This window comes from Candidatus Pseudomonas auctus (assembly GCF_048654275.1).
Classification (GTDB): domain Bacteria; phylum Pseudomonadota; class Gammaproteobacteria; order Pseudomonadales; family Pseudomonadaceae; genus Aquipseudomonas; species Aquipseudomonas pharyngis.
On record NZ_JBJYZK010000010.1, the window covers coordinates 215,067 to 234,949 of the forward strand.

The window sequence follows — 19,883 nt, forward strand, 5'->3', positions numbered from 1 at the left end:
CAAGACTAGCGGATTGGGCACAGGCGCAGCACAGAAATTCCCGCCGACGGCGGATTGTCGTTGAGTGATCGTCAGCAAGGCTTGCCATGGATCAAGCGCCGCCTGCGTGATCGGCTAGAATGGCCGCCTTGCCGTTGCCGAGCCTGCCATGAAACCTGTAATGCCCCACGCCCAACTCGACTGGGATGACCAGGGACGCCCGCGTTCGCGAGTGTTCGACGATGTGTATTTTTCCGACCAGTCGGGGCTGGATGAAACCCGCTACGTGTTCCTCGAACAGAACCGTCTGGCCGAGCGCTTCGCCGCACTGCCGGCGGGTGGGCGACTGGTGATCGGTGAAACCGGCTTTGGCACCGGGCTTAATTTTCTCTGTGCCTGGCAGTTGTTCGAACAGCACGCGGTGCCCGGTGCGCGGCTGCATTTCGTCAGTGTCGAGAAATTTCCGTTGAGTCCTGCCGACCTGCAGCGGGCGCTGGCGTTGTGGCCCGACCTGAAGCCTTTCTGCGATCAACTGCTCAAGCATTACGTCGCCATCCATCAAGGCTTTCAGCGCATTGTTCTGGATAACGGCCGCGTGACCCTGACCCTGTTGATCGGTGATGCGCTGGAGCAGTTGCCGCAACTGGACGGCCAGATCGACGCGTGGTTTCTCGACGGTTTCGCCCCGGCGAAAAACCCGGAGATGTGGACCGCCGAACTGTTCGCCGAACTAGCGCGACTGGCGGCGCCCGGCTCGACCATCAGCACGTTCACCAGCACCGGTTGGGTGCGCCGACTGCTCAACGCCGCCGGTTTCAAGATGAAGCGCACACCGGGCATCGGCCACAAATGGGAGATCCTGCGCGGCGAATTTCTCGGCTGGCCGCAGGACGTTCCTTTACCCGCGGCAGACAAACCGTGGTTCGCCCGCCCGGCTCCGTTGAGCGGTGAGCGTCGTGCCTTGGTGATCGGCGCCGGTCTGGCTGGTTGCGCCACGGCGGCCAGCCTCGCGACGCGGGGTTGGCAGGTCAGTCTGCTGGAACGACATGACGCGGTGGCGCAGGAAGCCTCGGGCAATCCGCAAGGCGTGCTGTATCTGAAACTGTCCGCCCACGGCACCGCACTGTCGCAGTTGATCGTCAGCGGTTTCGGCTACACCCGACGTTTGCTGGAAACCCTGCAACGCGGCACCGATTGGGACGACTGCGGCGTGCTGCAACTGGCATTCAACGAAAAGGAACGCGAACGTCAGGCGCAACTGGCGGCCGCGTTTCCCGAAGACCTGCTGCAATGGCTCGATCAACCCGAGGCACAGGCCCGCGCCGGGATCGGTCTGGCCCATGGCGGTTTGTATTACCCCGAGGGCGGCTGGGTGCATCCGCCGGCGTTGTGTCAGGCGCAATCGACACAACCGGGCGTCACGCTGCTGCCCCATCAGGAAGCCGTGGAGTTGCGCAAGGTCGACGGTCAGTGGCAAGCCTTCGACGGTGAGCGATTGATCGCAACAGCGCCCGTCGTGGTGCTGGCCGGCGCCGCCGACATCAAGCGTTTCCCCCAGAGCGCCGACCTGCCCCTCAAGCGCATTCGCGGGCAGATCACCCGCCTCGCGCAGACCACGCAAAGCCAGGCGCTGACCAGCGTCGTGTGCGCCGAAGGTTACGTCGCACCGGCACGCCTGGGGGAACACACCCTCGGCGCCAGTTTCGATTTCAACAGCGACGACCTGACCCCGACCACCGCCGAACATCTGGGCAATCTGGCGATGCTCGAAGAGATCTCCACCGATCTGGTCGCGCGCCTGCACGTCAGCGAGCTCGACGCCGAAAGTCTCCAGGGCCGGGCAGCCTTCCGTTGCACCAGCCCCGATTACCTGCCGATCGTCGGCCCGCTCGCCGATCGCGAAGCCTTCACCGAGGCCTATCGCGCCTTGAGCAAGGATGCCCGGCAAGTGCCGGACATTGCCTGCCCATGGCTGGACGGTCTGTACGTCAACAGTGGCCACGGTTCCCGGGGGCTGATCACCGCGCCACTGTCCGGTGAACTGCTGGCAGCCTGGCTGGACAACGAACCGCTGCCCCTGCCCAGAGGTGTCGCAGAGGCGTGTCATCCGAACCGGTTTGCCTTGCGGTGGCTGATCCGGGGCAAATGAGCAAATCCGGAATTGGAATCAACCACCGGGCAACAGGCAGATATTGCCCTCGACCAGTCGTAGCACTTGCTCGGTCAACCGCTCGAGCAAGGCGCTTTCCGTCTGTTCCTGCCGGGCGGCACACAGGTTCATTTCGCTGAGATAGTCGGCCGAGCTGAGTTCTTCGGCTTTCTCGAACAACGCCAGGGCTTCTTCCTGGTGAGGCGCGCGCGCATCGTCGAACTGTTGGGCAAAACTGCTTTTCATGTATTCGTTCCACCAAGGCTGGCGAACCAGAAACGCCAGCCACTCGGGAGACAATTCAGCAGTCTGGATTCGATTGATAGCCTCCACCAGATCCGCCCCTGTCACCTCCGCGAGTGAGGCGTAATGCATGTGCGAAGGTTGCCCGGGCAATTCGAGTGCCTGCGCAAGACCGGAGCGATAGGCAAGGGTCACTTCCAGCGGGTCAGGTGCCGCATGGACCTGCGCGTGTTCCGCGGCGATCCGGTCGATCTGCTCCAGCCGAAACAGTCCTCTCGCCAGCCTCATCAGCGCCTTCGTCGAAGGGCGTTGCCCCCTGGGACCACGGGTCACATGGTGGACCTGCACTGCAACTTCCAGGTGGCTGAAGTTCAACGCCGCGTTGTCCGTGCAATTGATCGGGTTGGCCGCCAGATCGAAAATCTGCTCCCGCAATTCGGCATCGGCCTGCGTAGCATCCAGAACCGTCCAGACCCGCCGGTGCATATCCTCGCGCACATTGGCTGACTCGGCGGAATTGCCCAACTCCGCCAGCAGCGCGAACAGGCCTTCGGCCCTTGGGTCATCCTTGAGTGCGTTCCACATCTGCAGATGCCGGGAGCCTTCTTCTCCTCCCGTCTCGGTCAGCCAGATCGAACGTGCCTGGTTTTCGTCCAGTCGCGCGATATCGTTATCCAGGTAACCCATGCCGACGCCGACCGTCGTGCGGTAGTTTTCAAGGTAAGTTCTGCTGACATCGGAAATCGGGTTACGCCGCAAATTGATCGCTTCACTGAAGCGCCTGGACGTTTCAAAAAGCCAGGCAGGCAGATCACGGATTTCGTTATCCCGCAGATCCACCCGATCCAGATTGGGTAGAAACTGCAGGCCTTTTGGCAGCTCCGTGGCGCGGGTATTGCGCAAGGAGAGGTAAGTCAGATCGAACAGGTTGCGGACATCCACCGTGGCGCCGAGGGGGTTCCCGCTCAGATTCAGACTTTGCAAGGTGCGCAACCCGGCCAGCTTCACCAGGGCGTGCTCGGTGAGTTGAAGCCGATTGCCGGCCAGGCTCAGCCGCCTGAGGTTCGGCATATGCGAAATGATCTCGGGCAACCGGGTGATCTGATTGCGATCCAGTTCAAGGGACTCGACGTTCGTGAACGCTTTGAGGAAATAAGCGGCATCGTCGTCCAGCAACATGTCTTGCAGAGACAATTGCCTGACATGATCAAACGTCAAATCGACCGGCAAGGTCGGAAACTTGCCGAAGCGCATGCCATCGAGCTTCAAACCATAGACGAGACGCCCGGCGTCATCGGGCAGGGAGATCAAACGGCGAAAACAGTCTTCGATTTCGAACGCAACGATTTGCCGGCATTCGCGAATTTCGTTCAGATCACCGCCCAGGACCTTCATGGCTGCTTCATCTCGGACCCAGGTGTCCATCACATCCCGCAGTCGGCTCAGATCCTCTCGCAACTGTCGGACCCTGACCGCCCTGGTCAGATGGTCGCTGCCCAGCTGGTCAAGGAACTCATTGGCTTGAACGTCAGAAAACAAGGGATAGAGCTTTTTCACCTGCCGCAATAAACGACGCGAATGAGTGTTCGACCCGGCGGGAGAGTCGGCAGGCGTGCACACGGGCTCGGCGGTCGCCGCTTGCCACTGACCGCCTGCCAACACCCGGGCGCATGCCTCACGTTCATCCAGAGCACTCTCCAACAGTTTGCCGCGCAGGCGCCCGCCATTTTCCGGCGTCGGTTGCACAAATCCGATGGCCTTGCGCTGCTGCGCTGAAAGACCTTTGAGAATCGCCTGATAGAGATCTTCCGGCCCGGCCGCGATCCTGCCGAGTGACTTCCTGTCGCTGCCAAACACCTCGTAACCATTGTCGAGTCTGACCAGCGTGCATGAACTCGACGTAACCAGCGGTTTTTCGCCCAGCGTTTCCAGGAGCTGACCGCTCAAGGATTTCGCCCGCAGTTCAAGATAGAACTCGGGATCCCAGCCTGCGAGACGGGGTAGCAACCGGATCGCCAGTTTCCTTGTATCGGCATTGGCGATGTCGGCCAGGTAAAAACCTGCCAATGCCCGATCCACTCGCCCATCGCTCAAAGCCTGACGCGCCCGTTGTGCCAACCCCATGGGCACCCGCCCGGTGCTGCGCAGGCGCATCCGTTCAATGCTCGGCGTGCGTTTGAGCAGCTCCCGGGCGGAGCGCACCGGCAAATCGGGAAAGGTCCTGCGCAACTTGAGCAATTCTCCGGCAACGTCTTGATCGTATCGGCTGTAGAGATGGTCGAAAGTCGACCTTCGATCGGCCTTGATCGCCGCCCCGATCACTTTCGCCAACTGCTGACTCGCATCGGCCGGGGCTACGTCAGCCCCCACCAAGACCTCCACTTCTTTGGGACGCAGAACATCGACGACCGCTTGCAGCAACTCGCCCTTCCCCAGTTGCGCATGCTTCACAATGAGGCTCACGGTATCGTCGTCGATCGATCCGGGCGGGTAGGTCGCGGTGATTCGCCCTTGTTCATCCACGACTTTGATGTAGCGATCGGCCGGCCACTTCGCAAGCCGGGGTAAAGCATGCAGCTGTTCGTTGACGTAACGCGGATCACTCGCCTCGCCACGCTCCATGGCAGCGATGTATTCGCGCACTCTGCGCTCGATTCCAAAACGCTCGATCATGTCCTGCAAGCGAGACGGTAGCGGCCGGTTGTCATCGCTCAGGCGATGCAGCTCATCGATCCGGGTGTCGGTCAACCGACGGGCCATCTCCAGTCGACTGTCTTCCCAACCCTCAAGACCAGGATCAGTGCGTTTGAGCGTGTACGCTCCGCTCCATCGCTCGGTCTGTTCGAAGTCATGACGCCAGCCTCCGCGATCATTGCGCTTCAATACCGGCTGATAAGCCTGTGCACGCACCGGGTGTTGGACTTCCCAGGTATTGGATGCAGGCTCCAGCGCTACCTCGTAAGCCCGATTGTCGAAATGGGCAAACTGCTTGCCGTTCGCCCGGAACAAGCCTGCAGTATCGGGTTCGGCACCTGTCGGAAGCGGCTGTTCATAACCGAGTAGCTGCGGTTTCCACAATCGAGGCTGACCGTCACGGTCCAATATGGCCGTGAACGGCTGGAAGAAATCCGGATGCTTGCGCACCGTCTTGATTGCCAGTGTTTTCAGGCCCTTGATACCGGCCCCCACGCTGACCATCAGCACAATGTTTTCAGCAACGCTGAGCAGGTGCGAAAACGCCTCCTCACGATCTCCCCGCGACCAGTCCTCAACGCCCTCATAAACTTCCGCAAGCATTTGCCCCACGGCAACCCCCATCATCAGTTGCCCTACGACCGGCACGAAAATCCCGGCCACATTGGCGACCGTCAGACCAATTTCCAGATATTCGAGCAGGCGCTTCTTGCGCGCCTCTTCATCCACATCGGCAGTCGGTACGGCGAGCGCGCGGGCATCGATCTGCAGTTTGCCGATATGGCTCTGGTGCATGAAGTCGAGCAACGACACGGTTATCGGCAAATATTTGGCACGACCCAGGCTGCGAGCGTCCGCGAAGTTTTTGAAGAAATCCGCCTTGTCCACCTCGCCGATGCAATGAGTGAAGTAGCTCCTGTAACTGGCCGTCCCCAATTGGTATTCCAGGTAAACGAGAAACGCCGAGAAACTCGCATACTCGTACAACGGTTGAGAGGGCGAGCCGGGCATGTACACCAGACACCATTGATCCGGGTCCGACTCGACCGAGCGCTCGGAAAACACCACGATGCCCCAGATGCAACAATCGAACAGTTCGATGCCTTGCATGAGCAGCGGCCGGCCCTGGTAATTCAGGCTTTTGGCATCAGCGATACCACCGGCCTCGAGCAGGCGCTCCAGGCTTTCGTATGCGCCCTGGCTGATGTGTGCATTCAACAGTGCCAGATGCAGATCCAGTCGCATCAACTGTTTTTTCAGGTCGATGATGTTGCGGATCATGGAACCGGTGGCAACCGGTTTGCCATCAACCTGGGTGATACCGAATACCTCTTGAAAATGCTGTTGGTATTTCTGCCCCAGATCGAGCTCGCGACAGAGTCCGGCGAACGCGGTGGGTGTCAGGCCCGCAATCCCTGCAGGATGGCCAGAGATGCGCACGACACTGCCTGCGGGGAAAAAATCGTCCTGTGCCTCCCGCTCCGTGAAGTTTTGCATCGCCGCTTCCAGAAGCGTCGGCGTTGCCGGCGGCGTGACCGGCGATCCTCCGCCGGGCGGGGTGACGGGCTCGCAACCACAGTACTCCCCAGGCAGCTCCAGATAGTCTTTTTCGACATCGAACTGCACTGGCCAGCGAGCTTTCAGGGCGCTGGTCAACAGCGCGGCGCAAAAGCTGTTCAAAGGTTGCAAGCGGCCAAGATCGGCTTCGACCTTCGCCTGAGCGGCGTGTAACTCACGCGCGGTCTGGTCCAGCGCGGCGAGTGCAGAGCTGGAACCTTTCAGAAGGCTGGGGGGCAGGATTTTCTGCAAGGCCTGGGCAGTATCCAGATCGCCGGTGGCTTCCAGCAAAAAAACCAGTATCTGTTCCTGGGTCAGCGGTGTCGCAGTATCCGACTGCGTATTCGACATGGGCAATATTCCTTTATCGCACTTTGGAACCATTACCTTAACGATCCTGCCTGCGTAAAAAAAACACGAAAAACTACGTGATCAGGCCGGCAAACAAGCAGACATCCGCATGTTTTCGCTATTTATCTACTACCCATAAATCCAATCGGAAAGCTAATGGCCCATCGGTCAGGCCGAACCGCTTATAACCGATCGTTCTAAAACTCCCACATCCCAGCCGGGTCAGTTTCTGAGTACCGGCCATTTCGGCGCGGTGCAGTGACACCTTCCCCAACGGAAAAACCGGTAAGGACCTTATGTGCGGATTAGCTGGCGAGTTACGTTTTGATCAACAACCTGCAGACCTTGCAGCCATCGAGCGAATCACCCATCACCTGGCGCCTCGCGGCCCCGACGCGTGGGGCTTCCATGCCCAGGGACCGATTGCCCTGGGCCATCGACGCCTGAAAATCATGGACCTGTCGGACGGCTCGGCGCAGCCGATGATCGACAGCCAATTGGGCCTGTCCCTGGCCTTCAACGGCGCGATCTACAACTTCCCTGAATTGCGTACCGAACTCGAAGCGCTCGGTTATGCGTTCTACTCCGGCGGCGACACCGAAGTGCTGCTCAAGGGTTATCACGCTTGGGGCGAAGCGCTGCTGCCGAAACTCAATGGCATGTTCGCCTTCGCCATCTGGGAGCGTGATGCCCAACGCCTGTTCATCGCCCGCGACCGTCTTGGCGTCAAGCCGCTGTACCTGTCGCGCACCGGCCAGCGCCTGCGATTTGCCTCGGCCCTGCCGGCCTTGCTCAAGGGCGGTGACATCAACCCGATCCTCGATCCGGTGGCGCTCAACCATTACCTGAATTTCCACGCCGTGGTACCTGCGCCGCGCACCTTGCTGGCCGGTATCGAAAAGCTGCCGCCAGCGTGCTGGATGCGCATTGAAGCAGACGGCACCACCGAGCAGAAAACCTGGTGGACCCTGCCCTACGGACCACACGACGACGAAAAAAACCTGACCCTGGAAGACTGGCGTGACCGCGTGCTCGACAGCACCCGCGAAGCCGTGGCGATCCGCCAACGGGCAGCGGTGGATGTCGGCGTGCTGCTTTCCGGCGGTGTCGATTCGAGCATGCTGGTGGGCCTGTTGCGCGAAGTCGGCGTGGAGAACCTGTCGACTTTTTCCATCGGTTTTCAGGATGCCGGGGGCGAGCGCGGTGACGAGTTTCAGTACTCAGACCTGATCGCCAAGCACTACGGCACCCAGCACCATCAACTGCGCATCGACGAAAAAGAGATCATCGAGCAATTGCCCGCCGCGTTCCGCGCCATGAGCGAGCCGATGGTCAGCCACGATTGCATCGCCTTCTATCTGCTGTCCCGCGAAGTGGCCAAGCACTGCAAGGTTGTGCAAAGCGGCCAGGGAGCCGACGAGTTGTTCGCCGGTTATCACTGGTATCCGCAAGTCGACGGCGCGGCCGATCCGTATGCGGCTTATCGCGAAGCGTTTTTCGACCGCAGCTACGACGACTACGCCGCCACGGTGCAGCCGAAATGGCTGACGGCCAATGACGCTGCCGGCGACTTCGTGAAGGAACATTTCGCACAGCCCGGCGCCGATGCGGCGGTCGACAAGGCCCTGCGTCTGGACAGCACGGTGATGCTGGTGGACGACCCGGTCAAACGTGTCGACAACATGACCATGGCCTGGGGCCTGGAAGCGCGCACGCCGTTTCTCGACTATCGACTGGTGGAATTGTCGGCCCGCATTCCGGGCCAGTTCAAACTGCCGGACGGCGGTAAGCAGGTGCTGAAGGAAGCCGCGCGACGGGTGATTCCGAGCGAGGTGATTGACCGCAAGAAAGGTTACTTCCCGGTGCCGGGCCTCAAGCATTTGCAGGGCGACACTCTGAACTGGGTGCGCGAACTGCTGCTCGACCCGAGTCAGGATCGCGGCCTGTTCAACCCGGTGATGCTCGACAAGCTACTCACTGATCCACAAGGTCAACTCACGCCTCTGCGCGGTTCCAAACTGTGGCAACTGGCAGCCCTGAACCTGTGGCTCAGCGAACAAGGAATCTGATCGATGAAACCTCACGCCACGGCTTACAGCCAACGCCTGCTGCGCGGTCAGACGCCGTCCTACGAACGCTTGCAGGCGCGCCTGGCCGAAGATGGCAGCGAGCCTGCCGCCGAACCGATCGCGGTGCATTGCGGCTGGGGCCGATTGCTCATCGGTCACACCTTCCCCGATCCGGCAAGCCTTGCCCGGGAACTGCTCAACGAGCAGACGGGCGAGCGCGACATTGCTTTGTACGTTGCCGCGCCGCAGCAGATTCTCGGGCTGGAACCGACTCAATTGTTTCTCGACCCGTCCGATACCCTGCGCTTGTGGTTCAGCGATTATCGTCAGGCCACCCGCGTGTTTCGCGGCTTCCGCATCCGTCGTGCGCAAAGTGACGCGGACTGGCAGGGGATCAATCAGCTGTATCAGGCGCGCGGCATGCTGCCGATCGACGCCACCCTGCTCACCCCGCACCATCAGGGCGGCCCGGTGTACTGGCTGGCGGAAGACGACGACAGCGGCGCGGTGATCGGCAGCGTCATGGGCCTCAATCACCAGAAGGCTTACAACGACCCGGAAAACGGCAGCAGCCTGTGGTGCCTGGCGGTCGATCCGCAGTGTTCGCGCCCCGGGGTCGGCGAAGTGCTGGTGCGTCATCTGATCGAACACTTTATGAGCCGGGGTTTGAGCTATCTCGATCTGTCGGTGCTGCACGATAACCGCCAGGCGAAAAACCTCTACGCCAAACTCGGTTTTCGCAACCTGCCGACGTTCGCCATCAAGCGCAAGAACGGCATCAATCAGCCGCTGTTTCTTGGCCCCGGCCCGGAGGCGCAGTTCAACCCTTACGCGCGGATCATCGTCGAGGAAGCCCATCGACGCGGCATCGACGTGCAAGTGGATGACGCCGATGCCGGGCTGTTCACCCTCAGTCACGGCGGGCGCCGGGTGCGTTGCCGCGAATCACTGAGCGACCTGACCAGCGCCATCAGCATGAACCTGTGCCAGGACAAGAGCCTGACCCACAAAGTGTTGAAAGCCGCCGGGTTGAATGTGCCGTCGCAGCAGCTGGCAGGAAACGCGGACGACAATCTGGCGTTCCTCGATGAACACCAGCGAGTGGTGGTCAAACCGCTGGATGGCGAACAGGGCCAAGGCGTGGCGGTGGATCTGCAGACCATCGAGGAAGTGCAGCAGGCCATCGAAGCGGCCAGACAGTTCGACACTCGCGTATTGCTCGAAAGCTTCCATGAAGGCTTCGACCTGCGGATTCTGGTGATCGGTTTCGAGGTGGTTGCAGCGGCGATCCGCCGGCCGGCGGAGGTGGTCGGCGACGGCCATCATTCCATCGGCGCCCTGATCGAAGCCCAGAGTCGGCGCCGGCAGGCGGCGACCAGCGGGGAAAGCAAGATTCCGCTGGATCACGAAACCCAGCGCACCCTGCACGCAGCCGGTTACGACTACAGCAGCATCCTGCCGGCCGGTGAGCATCTGTTCGTGCGGCGCACGGCGAATCTGCACACTGGCGGCACGCTGGAAGACGTCACGGCGATTCTGCATCCGACCTTGGCCGAGGCCGCCGTGCGTGCGGCCCGCGCCCTGGAAATACCCATGGTCGGACTCGACCTGATGGTGCCGGCGGCGGATCAACCACAGTACGTGTTCATCGAAGCCAACGAGCGGGCAGGTCTTGCCAACCATGAGCCGCAACCGACGGCGGAGCGGTTTGTCGATCTGTTGTTTCCGCACAGTCAACCGGCCGTTTGATCTCTCTCTCAGCGTCATTCCCGCGTTCAACGCGCGAATGACGCCCCGCAACAGGAGTTTCCATGACCACCCAAATTCCCGAACCGGATCTGAATTACCTGCAGAAAGTCCTGCTGGAAATGCTCGCCATTCCCAGCCCTACCGGGTTCACCGACACCATCGTGCGTTACGTCGCCGAACGTCTGGAAGAACTCGGCATTCCCTTCGAGATGACCCGTCGCGGCACGATCCGCGCCACCCTCAAGGGCAAGAAAAACAGCCCCGACCGCGCAGTATCGGCGCACCTGGACACCATCGGCGCCGCCGTGCGCGCGGTGAAAGACAACGGGCGTCTGACCCTAGCGCCGGTGGGCTGCTGGTCGAGCCGATTTGCCGAAGGCAGCCGCGTCAGCCTGTTCACCGACAACGGTGTGATTCGCGGCAGCGTGTTGCCATTGATGGCTTCCGGGCATGCCTTCAACACTGCCGTGGACGAGATGCCGATCAGTTGGGATCACGTCGAGCTGCGTCTGGACGCCTACTGCGCGACCCGCGCCGATTGTGATTCGCTGGGCATCAGCGTTGGCGATGTGGTGGCCTTCGATCCTTTGCCCGAGTTCACCGAAAGCGGCCACATCAGCGCCCGCCATCTGGACGACAAGGCCGGTGTCGCCGCGCTGCTGGCAGCGCTGAAAGCCATCGTCGACAGCGGTCAGGAGCTGATGATCGACTGTCATCCGCTGTTCACCATCACCGAGGAAACCGGCAGCGGCGCGGCGGCAGCCTTGCCGTGGGACGTCAGCGAATTCGTCGGCATCGACATCGCCCCGGTCGCGCCGGGCCAGCACTCCAGTGAACATGCGGTGAGCGTAGCGATGCAGGATTCCGGCGGGCCTTACGACTATCACCTGTCGCGGCACCTGTTGCGTCTTGCCGGCGAGCACGAACTGCCGGTGCGCCGCGACCTGTTCCGCTATTACTTCAGCGATGCCCATTCGGCAGTGACTGCCGGCCACGACATCCGCACCGCCCTGCTTGCCTTCGGCTGCGACGCAACCCACGGCTACGAACGCACGCACATCGACAGCCTCGCGGCGCTCAGTCGCTTGCTGGGGGCGTACATTCTGAGTCCGCCGGTGTTCGCCAGCGATGCGCAACCGGCCAGCGGGTCACTGGATCGCTTCAGTCATCAGATCGAGCACGAGACGCAGATGGAGAGCGACACCCGTGTGCCGTCGGTGGACAGCCTGGTAGGGCAGCGTTCGGACAGTTGAGTCTGGCCCTCGGCGATCATTCGCCGTAGCATCCCGACATTGATTTAGCCGAGGTGCCCATGCTGATTCCCTACGACGCGCTCGAAGTCGACACCCTCACCCGCCTGATCGAGGATTTCGTCACCCGTGACGGTACCGACAACGGTGACGACACGCCGCTGGAAACCCGCGTACTGCGGGTTCGCCAGGCGCTGACCAAAGGCCAGGCGTTGATTGTTTTCGATCCGGAAAGCGAGCAATGCCAGTTGATGCTCAAGCACGACGTGCCCAAGCACCTGTTCGACTGAAAACGGTCAGCGGCCCTTGCCGCTGGCCTGTTTGCGCTGGATCCGTTCGTAGACCTCGGCGCGATGCACGCCGATCTGCTCCGGCGCTTCGACGCCGAACCGCACGCTGGAGCCGTTGACCGCCAGAACGCGCAAAGTGATGTTGTCGCCGATGGAAATCAGTTCCCCGACAACACGGCTGAGTACAAGCATGGGAGGTGTCCTTCAAGGTTTGCGAGCCTTGAAGATGCGCGGCTTTCGAGCGCCCTACAATGCATGCCGGGCAATTCAGTCATTCCCTACGCGCCAAGGCGCGCAAGCCTTCAGACGTTTCCTTCAGGCCTGCAAGATTCAGCTCGCGGAAAACCGCGGCCCGAACAGAATCACACTGGCCCCGATCACACACAGCGCCACACCGATCCAGTCCGAACCCAACGGGCGGATGCGCTCGACCACCGCCAGCCAGCCAATCGAAGCAATGATGTAGATGCCGCCATAAGCTGCGTAGGCGCGACCGGCGTAGGTCGCTTCGACGCGCGTCAACAGCAGCGCAAAGAGAGTCAGACTGAACAGTGCCGGGATCACCCACAAGGCGCTCTTGCCCTGGCGCAACCACATCCAGAAGGCGAAACAGCCGGCGATTTCGAACAGCGCGGCGAGAAAAAACCACAGATAGTTGAGCATGCAAGACATCTCGTCAGGGTGACTGTTGCGGCCACCCTAACGATGCGACGAACCCCGGGCAAGTTCAGCCGTTGTTCTGTTTGGCCTTGGCGCGCATCTTCTCGGCCATCGCGGTCATTTCGTTGTACAGCAATTGCGGGTTTTTCTGTTTGAGCGCCCAGGCCATGCGCCCTTGTTCGTGGGGCAGGATCATGAACTCGCCGGCCGCGACTTGCTGGTAGATGTAGTCGGCAATATCGCTGGCGGTGATGGGCGAACTTTCCAGCAACTTGCCGACCTGGGCTTTCATCGCCGGCGTCGGGCCCCGGAAAGAGTCCAGCAGGTTGGTCTGGAAGAACGACGGGCAGACCACATGCACACCGATTTCCTGCTGGGCCAGTTCGATCAACAGGCTTTCCGACAGGGCCACCACTCCGGCCTTGGCCACGTTGTAGTTGCTCATCGCCGGGCCCTGCATCAGCGCGGCCATCGAGGCGATGTTGATGATCTTGCCCTTGCTCTGCTCCAGCAGCGGCAGGAATGCCTTGCAGCCCTTGACCACGCCCATCAGGTTGATCGCGATCTGCCAGTCCCAGTCCTCCAGCGACAACTCGCTGAAGAACCCGCCCGACGCCACACCGGCGTTGTTGACGATGATGTCGATGCCGCCAAGTTTCACTTCGCAGGCCTGGGCGAACGCCGTCAACTGGCTGTAATCGCGCACGTCGCAGCGCTGGATGAAGCCGTCGCCGCCGGCCTCGCGGACCAGTTTCAGGGTCTCTTGCAAACCGGGCTCGCTGACGTCGGACAAGGCCAGTTGCCAGCCTTCACGCGCCCAGCGCAGCGCGATTTCGCGACCCAGGCCAGAGCCCGCGCCAGTGATCATCATGCGATTTTGCATAGCAGACAGCCTTGTTGTTCCGGGGAAGATGCGCGGAGTGTAGCGAAGGATACGCAGCGACCCACGCTCCATCAGATTGCTGAATGGCGAGGGCAAACCGCGACAACAAACGAAATAAGCGAGCGAGCCAAATACCTTAAAAAAACATTGAATTTTCTTTCATGCGCACCAGTCGGAATCTGTAAGCCGGCTGGATTTAGTTCAACTTCCAGCTGCCCTTGAACACCAAGACTTCACAGACACTATCAACAAGGAAATAGACATGGGCACAATTCTAATCATCATCCTGATCCTGTTGCTGATCGGTGGTCTGCCGGTCTTCCCGCACTCCAGAAGTTGGGGTTATGGCCCTTCGGGCATTATCGGCGTAGTGCTGGTAGTCCTGTTGGTGCTGTTGTTACTCGGTCGGATATGACTGTTTGACCGACAAAAAAAAGAGGCCCTGTGAAGGGCCTCTTTTTTATTGTGCCGACTGATCAGTCCGGCTTGCCGTTAACCACACCGGCGGTATTGTCGATCAGGCTCTTGGTGGCCGTTTGCAGGAACGCTTCAAGCTTGAGTTTCAGCTCGGCAGTGCGCGGTGCATCCGGAATGATTTCAGCAGAAGGATTCGCGCCCAGTTGGTACTGGTAGATCTTCGGCGCCATTTCCTTCTCTTTCGGCAGCACCAGAATCTGGTCAGCGGTGACGATGGCAGTGGTCTGCTCGCTGCCCGACGGCTTGATCACACCGAAACCGGTGTCACCCTGCGGCAGGTTCAGCAGATCGCGGCCCCAGCACTGATGGCGCACTTCGCCACCGAGGCGACCCATGATGGTCGGCACGATGTCGATCTGGGTGCCCACGGTGTGGTCACGGGTACCGAATTTTTCCTGGATGCCCGGTGCGATCATCAGCATCGGCACGTTGAAGCGGCCCAGGTCCATTTCGGTGATCTGACGCTCGTTGCCGAAACCGTGGTCGCCGACGATGACGAACAGGGTTTCCTTGAAGTACGGCTCCTTGCGGGCCTTCTCGAAGAACTGGCCCAGCGCCCAGTCTGCGTAACGCATGGCGGTCAGGTGCTCGTTGAGCGGGCCACGGTCGGTGACGCGTTCGACCGGCAATGGCGTCGGCAAGGCGTACGGCGTGTGGTTGGACAGGGTCTGCAGCAGCGCGTAGAACGGCTTGCCGTTTTCCCGCGCCTTGAGTTCCACCAGACCACGGTCGAACATGTCCTGGTCGGACACGCCCCAGGTCGGATCGGAGAACACCGGGTTCACGAAGTCGTTACGGCCGACGAAGTTGGTCATGCCCTGGTTGCTGAAGAAACCGGACTGGTTGTCCCAGGCAAAGTCACCGTTGTAGACGTAGACATCGTCATAGTCACGCGCACTGAGCAACTGCGGCAGGCCGGACAGTTTGTGGCTGCCTTCCGGGGTCTGCATCAGGTATTCGAAACCCGGCAGGTTCGGGAAGCACGCCATGGTGGCGAACATGCCCTGGTGGGTGTGGGTGCCGTTGGAGAAGAAACGGTCGAACAGCAGGCCTTCTTTCGACAGCTTGTCGAGGTACGGCGTGATGTTGCCTGGCGCGCCCAGAGCGCCCACCGAGTGACCGGCCATGCTTTCCATCAGGATCACGACGACGTTCTTGATCGGCAGGGTCTTGTCGGCAGGCGGCGTGTATTCACGACGCACGGCGGCAATATCGGCATCCACCAGTTTGTCGTCCGGCATCACCAGCATCTCGCGCACCACTTTCTGCGCCTGATCCTGCGGCAGCGTGGCTTTCCAGATGTTGTCGCGATCCTCGCCCATCCGATCCTTGGCCGCCGCGATCAGCGACAGCGTGCCGTTGAGGCCGAGCTGGTTGGCGAAGTTCGAATCGGTGGTGTACACGTCACCCCAGCGCAGCGGCGGGCCTTGACGCAGGGTGCCGCGAGCGGCGACCACGCAGATCAGCAGGCACACCACGAATACCGCCAGACGCGCATACCATGGCGCCACTTGACGGGTGCCGACGTTACCGCCGCTGAACGGGCCACGCGGACGGGTCAGACGATCGGCGCCCTTGAACGCCAGGGTCAGGATCAGCGTGCCCACGGCCCAGGCCAACAGGTAACGCACCACCGGGAAACCGTACCAGAGCATGCTCATCACGGTTTTCGGGTCTTCTTTCACGTACTGGAACACCAGGCCGTTGAGGCGCTGGTGGAACTCGCGATAGAAGTCCATCTCCATCAGGCCGAGGAACAGCGCGATGCTCGAAGCGACGGTCAGCCACAGACGGAAGAACCCGCGCGCTGCCATGGCCCGGGCACTGAACAGCGCCAGCACCAGCGGAATGCAGACATACACCACCAGGCGAATATCGAAGCGCAGGCCGTTGGCGAAGGCTTCGAGAAAAGTCGAGGCCGGGGTGTCGAGGATCATCTCGCGGTTGTAGACCAGCAGCGCGAGGCGCAGCACGGAAAACATCACCATCATGACCAGCGCGCACAGAAGCGTGTAGGCCAGATGCGATTTGACGGTCGGTTGCAGCAGGCGACTGGAAGATCGCTGCTGACTCAGGGCGTCCGGGTTTGCCATGTCGTTTTAGGACCCATTGGAAGTTGAAGTTGCAAAAATTCAGCTGCGCCCTGCCCTCTGTTGGCCATTCCAGGCCCCGGGGCTTGCGCGGAGCGCAAATGTTGCCCGATCACCGGCGGCATTGCCATTGATTAGTACCCGCTGCCGGACACTTTCATTCAAGGCACAGCGCGGCGGGACAGGTACAAACAGCGCGGGCGAATTGTCTTGGAGACTTTGTGAAAATTTCGTTCAACGCATATTCGGAAACACAATAAACCTGCAAAACAAAACGCCCCGAGTTCTTCGGGGCGTTTACAGATGAACGCGATGTTTACTTCTCGGCGCGTTCTTTCAAGGCTTTCAGGGTATTGAACGGTGCGTCGACCACAAACTTGTTGGCGATCATGGAAGGCACGCTGCCGCCCGGCTCGGTGTGAACCTGATAGGTCACTTCAACCTGATCGCCCTTTGGCACGAACTTCCAGAAGCCTTTGACCTGAGCGACCCGCACAAAGCCCTTTTCTTCAGGCAGGTATTTCGGCACGCCTTCCAGATTACGGGTCAGGCTGCCATCGGCACCTTCAACGGTGGTGACATGCAGGATGGAGTCGCGCGGGGTAACCGGCCATGGCGTATTGAACTGGGTGTAGGTCCAGCTCTGGTCGCCTTCGTGCTTGAGCAGTTTCTGGGTCTTGCACTCGTGAATCCATGCGCAGGCCCCGGAGACGTCTTCCTGCAAGGCGCGCAGTTTAGCGATGGTGGTCTTCATCACGGTCACACCCTGATAAGACTTGTAGTCCGAACCCGGGACTTCGCTCAGGGAGACCTTGATGCCGTCCTCGTTCTTGGCGACTTTCCAGTCTTCAGCCTGGGCGGCCGAGGTGGCCAGCACGGCCGTCAAACCACACAACACAGCGATACGATGCAGCGAACCCATAGTCTTATTCCTTATTGTTGAAGTTCCGTTCGTTTGACACATCACGCCGCCGTCATCTGCTCCCACCAGCCGAGCAGTCTGATCGCGTCTTCCTGGCTGCTGCCGCAGACTTCGGGATCGGCCTTGAATCCTGAACAGACCGCCGGACGTTCCGGTCGGCCGAAAATGTTGCACAGGTTATCGACCGACAACTGAACGCAGCGTTCACCGGCAGGTTTGCCATCGGGCATGCCTGGAATCGGTGAACTGATGGAAGGGGCAATGCAGCAGGCGCCACAGCCTTCACGGCATTTCATGACGACGCGTTCCTCGCAGCGGGCAATGTGTTAAAGGGACGCGGAACAGGGTAACCGCTTAAACGGCTGTTTTAAATTGCCTGAACCGGGGTTTTTACGCAGAAACGAAAGTGACTGACCAGTCTCCGACAAAGCGTCTGGTCTGCGGGTCACCGACGGGGACGATTTATTGCTTGAACTCGAAATCCAGCGCCGCGCCCTCGACTTCGCGGCGCTCTTCGTTACGCAGCTGCAACTGCATTTCGTTGCTGAGCAAACGGCCGTTGAGCTGGAACCCGCTGTTCTTGTCGCCGAACATCTGCGGCAGGATCGGCTCACGCTTGGGCAGCGTCACGGAACCGGGAGGCTTCAATTCCTGAACCATGTCTTTCGGCAGGCTCAAATCGAGCTTCGCAGGCGGCAGCGGCGTCTTGGCCACCTCCTTCGCCGATTTCGACTTGGAGGCTACCGGGGCGCGCTTCTTGGCGGGAGCAGCCTTATTCTGCGGTGTTTTTTTCGCTGGAACGGTTTTCTTGGCCGTGACCGGTTTTTTCGCGGTGGCAGTCGCCGGCGTCTTTTCCTGAGCCGCCGCCATGGTGCCAGGGACCTGACCCATCATCAACAGGCAGAGCACAACCCAGGCGGCAGAAAATTTCGCTTTCATGAACCCAACGAAGCTAACGGCAGAGGGCCATATGCTCGCCTGTTGGGCGCCACATGACAAGCTCCGCCATTGTTTCAAAATCCGCCGGCCATCTCCTGGCAGAGCTGGGTGGCCAACATGCCGAGGGTCATCAGCGCCCGTTCCGCCTCGCGATTCCACGGGATGCCGCAGTTCAACCGGATGCAGTGGTTGAACTGCTCGGTATTACTGAAGATCAACCCCGGCGCAATGCTGATGCCCTGTTGCAGCGCCCGCACGTGCAATTCCTGAGTATTGACCCGCCCCGGCAGGCTGACCCACAGAATGAATCCGCCGGTCGGCCGGGTCATCTGTGTGCCTTCGGGAAAGTACTGCTGGACTGCCAACTGGAACGCGCTGAGATTTTTTCGGTATTCCTGGCGGATGTACCGTAAATGCCGGTCATAGCCGCCGTTTTCCAGGTAGGCCGCGATAGCCATTTGGGTGACGCTGCACGCGGAATGGGTGCTGAAAGTCTGCAAGCGCTGGATTTCCTGCTGGTACTTGCCGGCGATCATCCAGCCGATGCGCACCCCGGGCGATAACGTCTTGGAAAAACTCGAGCAATAGATCACCCGGTCGAGCCGGTCGTAGGCCTTGAGCGACTTGGTGCGGCCCTGCTCGAACATCAATTCGCCATAGATGTCGTCTTCGACGATCTGGATATCGAAATCCGAGGCCAGTCGCAGCAGTTGTTTCTGGCGCTCTTCGGGCATGGTGCCGCCGAGTGGATTGCTCAGGCGCGTGGTCAGCACCAGCGCCTTGATCGACCATTGATTCGCCGCCAGTTGCAGGGCTTCGAGGCTCATGCCGGTGGCGGGATCGCTGGGGATCTCGATGACTTTCAGGCCCAGAAGGTCGGCCAATTGCAACAGGCCGTAATAGGTCGGTGATTCGGCGGCGATCAGGTCGCCGGGGCGCGTCAGCACTCGCAACGACATCTGCAACGCATCGACGCAGCCGTGGGTGATCACCACTTCCGAAGGGTCAACGACCACGCCTGCATCACGCATGCGAATCGCCACCTGCCGACGCAGCGGCTCGAAACCGGGGCTGAACATGTAGCTGAACGCCCGAGGGCTGTGAAACCGGGTGACCTTGGCCAATTGCTGATGCAGGGCGCGCACCGGCAAATAATCGACACTCGGCACCGCCGCCCCCAGCGGGAACACGCCTTCACGACGGGACTCGACCAATACTTGCTGAATGATGCTGCTGCGGGTGACCAGGCCTGGCCGTTCGACCCGGGCAATGTCCGGCGTGGGCGCCGTCAGTGCGGGAGTCTGGTGCACGTAGTAGCCGGACTGCGGCCGCGCACGGATCAGGCCCTGATCCTCGAGGTTGGCGTAAGCCTGCAACACCGTGGCATGGCTGACGTTGAGCTGCGAACTCATCTTGCGCACCGAAGGCACGCGCTCGCCCGGTTGATAGACGCCACGGCGGATATCTTCGGCCAGCTGTTGAGCAATACGTTGGTAGAGCAAGAGATTGGTCATGACGCAGCACTCGATTTCACGGGCGTTTTATTCTTGTGTGAAACAATACCGGAACAGTTTGGAAGTG

At 60.6% G+C, this 19,883-nt stretch carries 15 protein-coding genes; 6 read left to right on the forward strand and 9 right to left on the reverse strand.

All coding sequences use genetic code 11. The annotated features are described in order from the left end of the window. The first annotated feature begins 148 nt into the window (after positions 1-148). The gene (gene mnmC / locus ACKUG4_RS19555; RefSeq protein ID WP_445434637.1) at positions 149-2,128 is read left to right on the forward strand and encodes a bifunctional tRNA (5-methylaminomethyl-2-thiouridine)(34)-methyltransferase MnmC2/FAD-dependent 5-carboxymethylaminomethyl-2-thiouridine(34) oxidoreductase MnmC1; all 1,980 of its coding nucleotides are present in this window, start codon (positions 149-151) and stop codon (positions 2,126-2,128) included. 18 nt (positions 2,129-2,146) lie between these two features. Here mnmC and ACKUG4_RS19560 read toward each other — a convergent pair whose 3' ends face one another. Continuing rightward, positions 2,147-6,973, reverse strand: coding sequence for an NEL-type E3 ubiquitin ligase domain-containing protein (locus tag ACKUG4_RS19560; protein ID WP_445434638.1), 4,827 nt, complete (start codon positions 6,971-6,973; stop codon positions 2,147-2,149). 296 nt (positions 6,974-7,269) lie between these two features. Here ACKUG4_RS19560 and ACKUG4_RS19565 point away from each other — a divergent pair, with 296 nt between their 5' ends. The 4 genes from ACKUG4_RS19565 (at position 7,270) to ACKUG4_RS19580 (ending at position 12,331) form a co-directional block, all read left to right on the forward strand. Further along, positions 7,270-9,042: an N-acetylglutaminylglutamine amidotransferase gene (locus ACKUG4_RS19565; protein ID WP_445434639.1), complete on the forward strand. Its 1,773-nt coding sequence runs from the start codon at positions 7,270-7,272 to the stop codon at positions 9,040-9,042. 3 nt (positions 9,043-9,045) lie between these two features. Beyond that, positions 9,046-10,791 (forward strand): N-acetylglutaminylglutamine synthetase, encoded by a 1,746-nt coding sequence (gene ngg / locus ACKUG4_RS19570; protein WP_064598480.1) that lies wholly within the window; start codon positions 9,046-9,048, stop codon positions 10,789-10,791. A 62-nt stretch (positions 10,792-10,853) separates the two neighbouring features. Continuing rightward, positions 10,854-12,044 (forward strand): osmoprotectant NAGGN system M42 family peptidase, encoded by a 1,191-nt coding sequence (locus ACKUG4_RS19575; RefSeq protein ID WP_236189940.1) that lies wholly within the window; start codon positions 10,854-10,856, stop codon positions 12,042-12,044. A 59-nt stretch (positions 12,045-12,103) separates the two neighbouring features. Further along, positions 12,104-12,331, forward strand: coding sequence for a YheU family protein (locus tag ACKUG4_RS19580; protein WP_003192759.1), 228 nt, complete (start codon positions 12,104-12,106; stop codon positions 12,329-12,331). A gap of 6 nt (positions 12,332-12,337) precedes the next feature. Here ACKUG4_RS19580 and csrA read toward each other — a convergent pair whose 3' ends face one another. The 3 genes from csrA to ACKUG4_RS19595 form a co-directional block, all read right to left on the reverse strand. Continuing rightward, positions 12,338-12,523, reverse strand: coding sequence for a carbon storage regulator CsrA (gene csrA / locus ACKUG4_RS19585; protein ID WP_039770603.1), 186 nt, complete (start codon positions 12,521-12,523; stop codon positions 12,338-12,340). 138 nt (positions 12,524-12,661) lie between these two features. Then, entirely contained in the window at positions 12,662-12,994 is a 333-nt protein-coding gene (locus ACKUG4_RS19590; protein WP_085647485.1) for a YnfA family protein, read from the reverse strand. Between the two features lie 64 nt (positions 12,995-13,058). Continuing rightward, positions 13,059-13,874, reverse strand: a complete 816-nt coding sequence (locus ACKUG4_RS19595; protein WP_064598482.1) for an SDR family oxidoreductase — start codon at positions 13,872-13,874, stop codon at positions 13,059-13,061. Between the two features lie 256 nt (positions 13,875-14,130). Between ACKUG4_RS19595 and ACKUG4_RS19600 the strand changes: the two genes are divergently transcribed. Beyond that, the gene (locus ACKUG4_RS19600; RefSeq protein WP_169432680.1) at positions 14,131-14,289 is read left to right on the forward strand and encodes a DUF3309 family protein; all 159 of its coding nucleotides are present in this window, start codon (positions 14,131-14,133) and stop codon (positions 14,287-14,289) included. Positions 14,290-14,350: 61 nt separating this feature from the next. Here the strand turns inward: ACKUG4_RS19600 and ACKUG4_RS19605 are convergent, their stop codons facing one another. The 5 genes from ACKUG4_RS19605 to ACKUG4_RS19625 form a co-directional block, all read right to left on the reverse strand. Beyond that, positions 14,351-16,444 (reverse strand): LTA synthase family protein, encoded by a 2,094-nt coding sequence (locus tag ACKUG4_RS19605; RefSeq protein WP_064598484.1) that lies wholly within the window; start codon positions 16,442-16,444, stop codon positions 14,351-14,353. 313 nt (positions 16,445-16,757) lie between these two features. After that, positions 16,758-17,363 (reverse strand): START domain-containing protein, encoded by a 606-nt coding sequence (locus ACKUG4_RS19610; RefSeq protein ID WP_007950871.1) that lies wholly within the window; start codon positions 17,361-17,363, stop codon positions 16,758-16,760. A gap of 41 nt (positions 17,364-17,404) precedes the next feature. Then, positions 17,405-17,659 (reverse strand): YkgJ family cysteine cluster protein, encoded by a 255-nt coding sequence (locus ACKUG4_RS19615; RefSeq protein WP_007950870.1) that lies wholly within the window; start codon positions 17,657-17,659, stop codon positions 17,405-17,407. Between the two features lie 166 nt (positions 17,660-17,825). Then, positions 17,826-18,302, reverse strand: a complete 477-nt coding sequence (locus tag ACKUG4_RS19620) for a translation initiation factor 2 (protein ID WP_445434640.1) — start codon at positions 18,300-18,302, stop codon at positions 17,826-17,828. 74 nt (positions 18,303-18,376) lie between these two features. Further along, entirely contained in the window at positions 18,377-19,816 is a 1,440-nt protein-coding gene (locus tag ACKUG4_RS19625; protein WP_007950868.1) for an aminotransferase-like domain-containing protein, read from the reverse strand. Between the last annotated feature and the right edge of the window lie 67 nt (positions 19,817-19,883).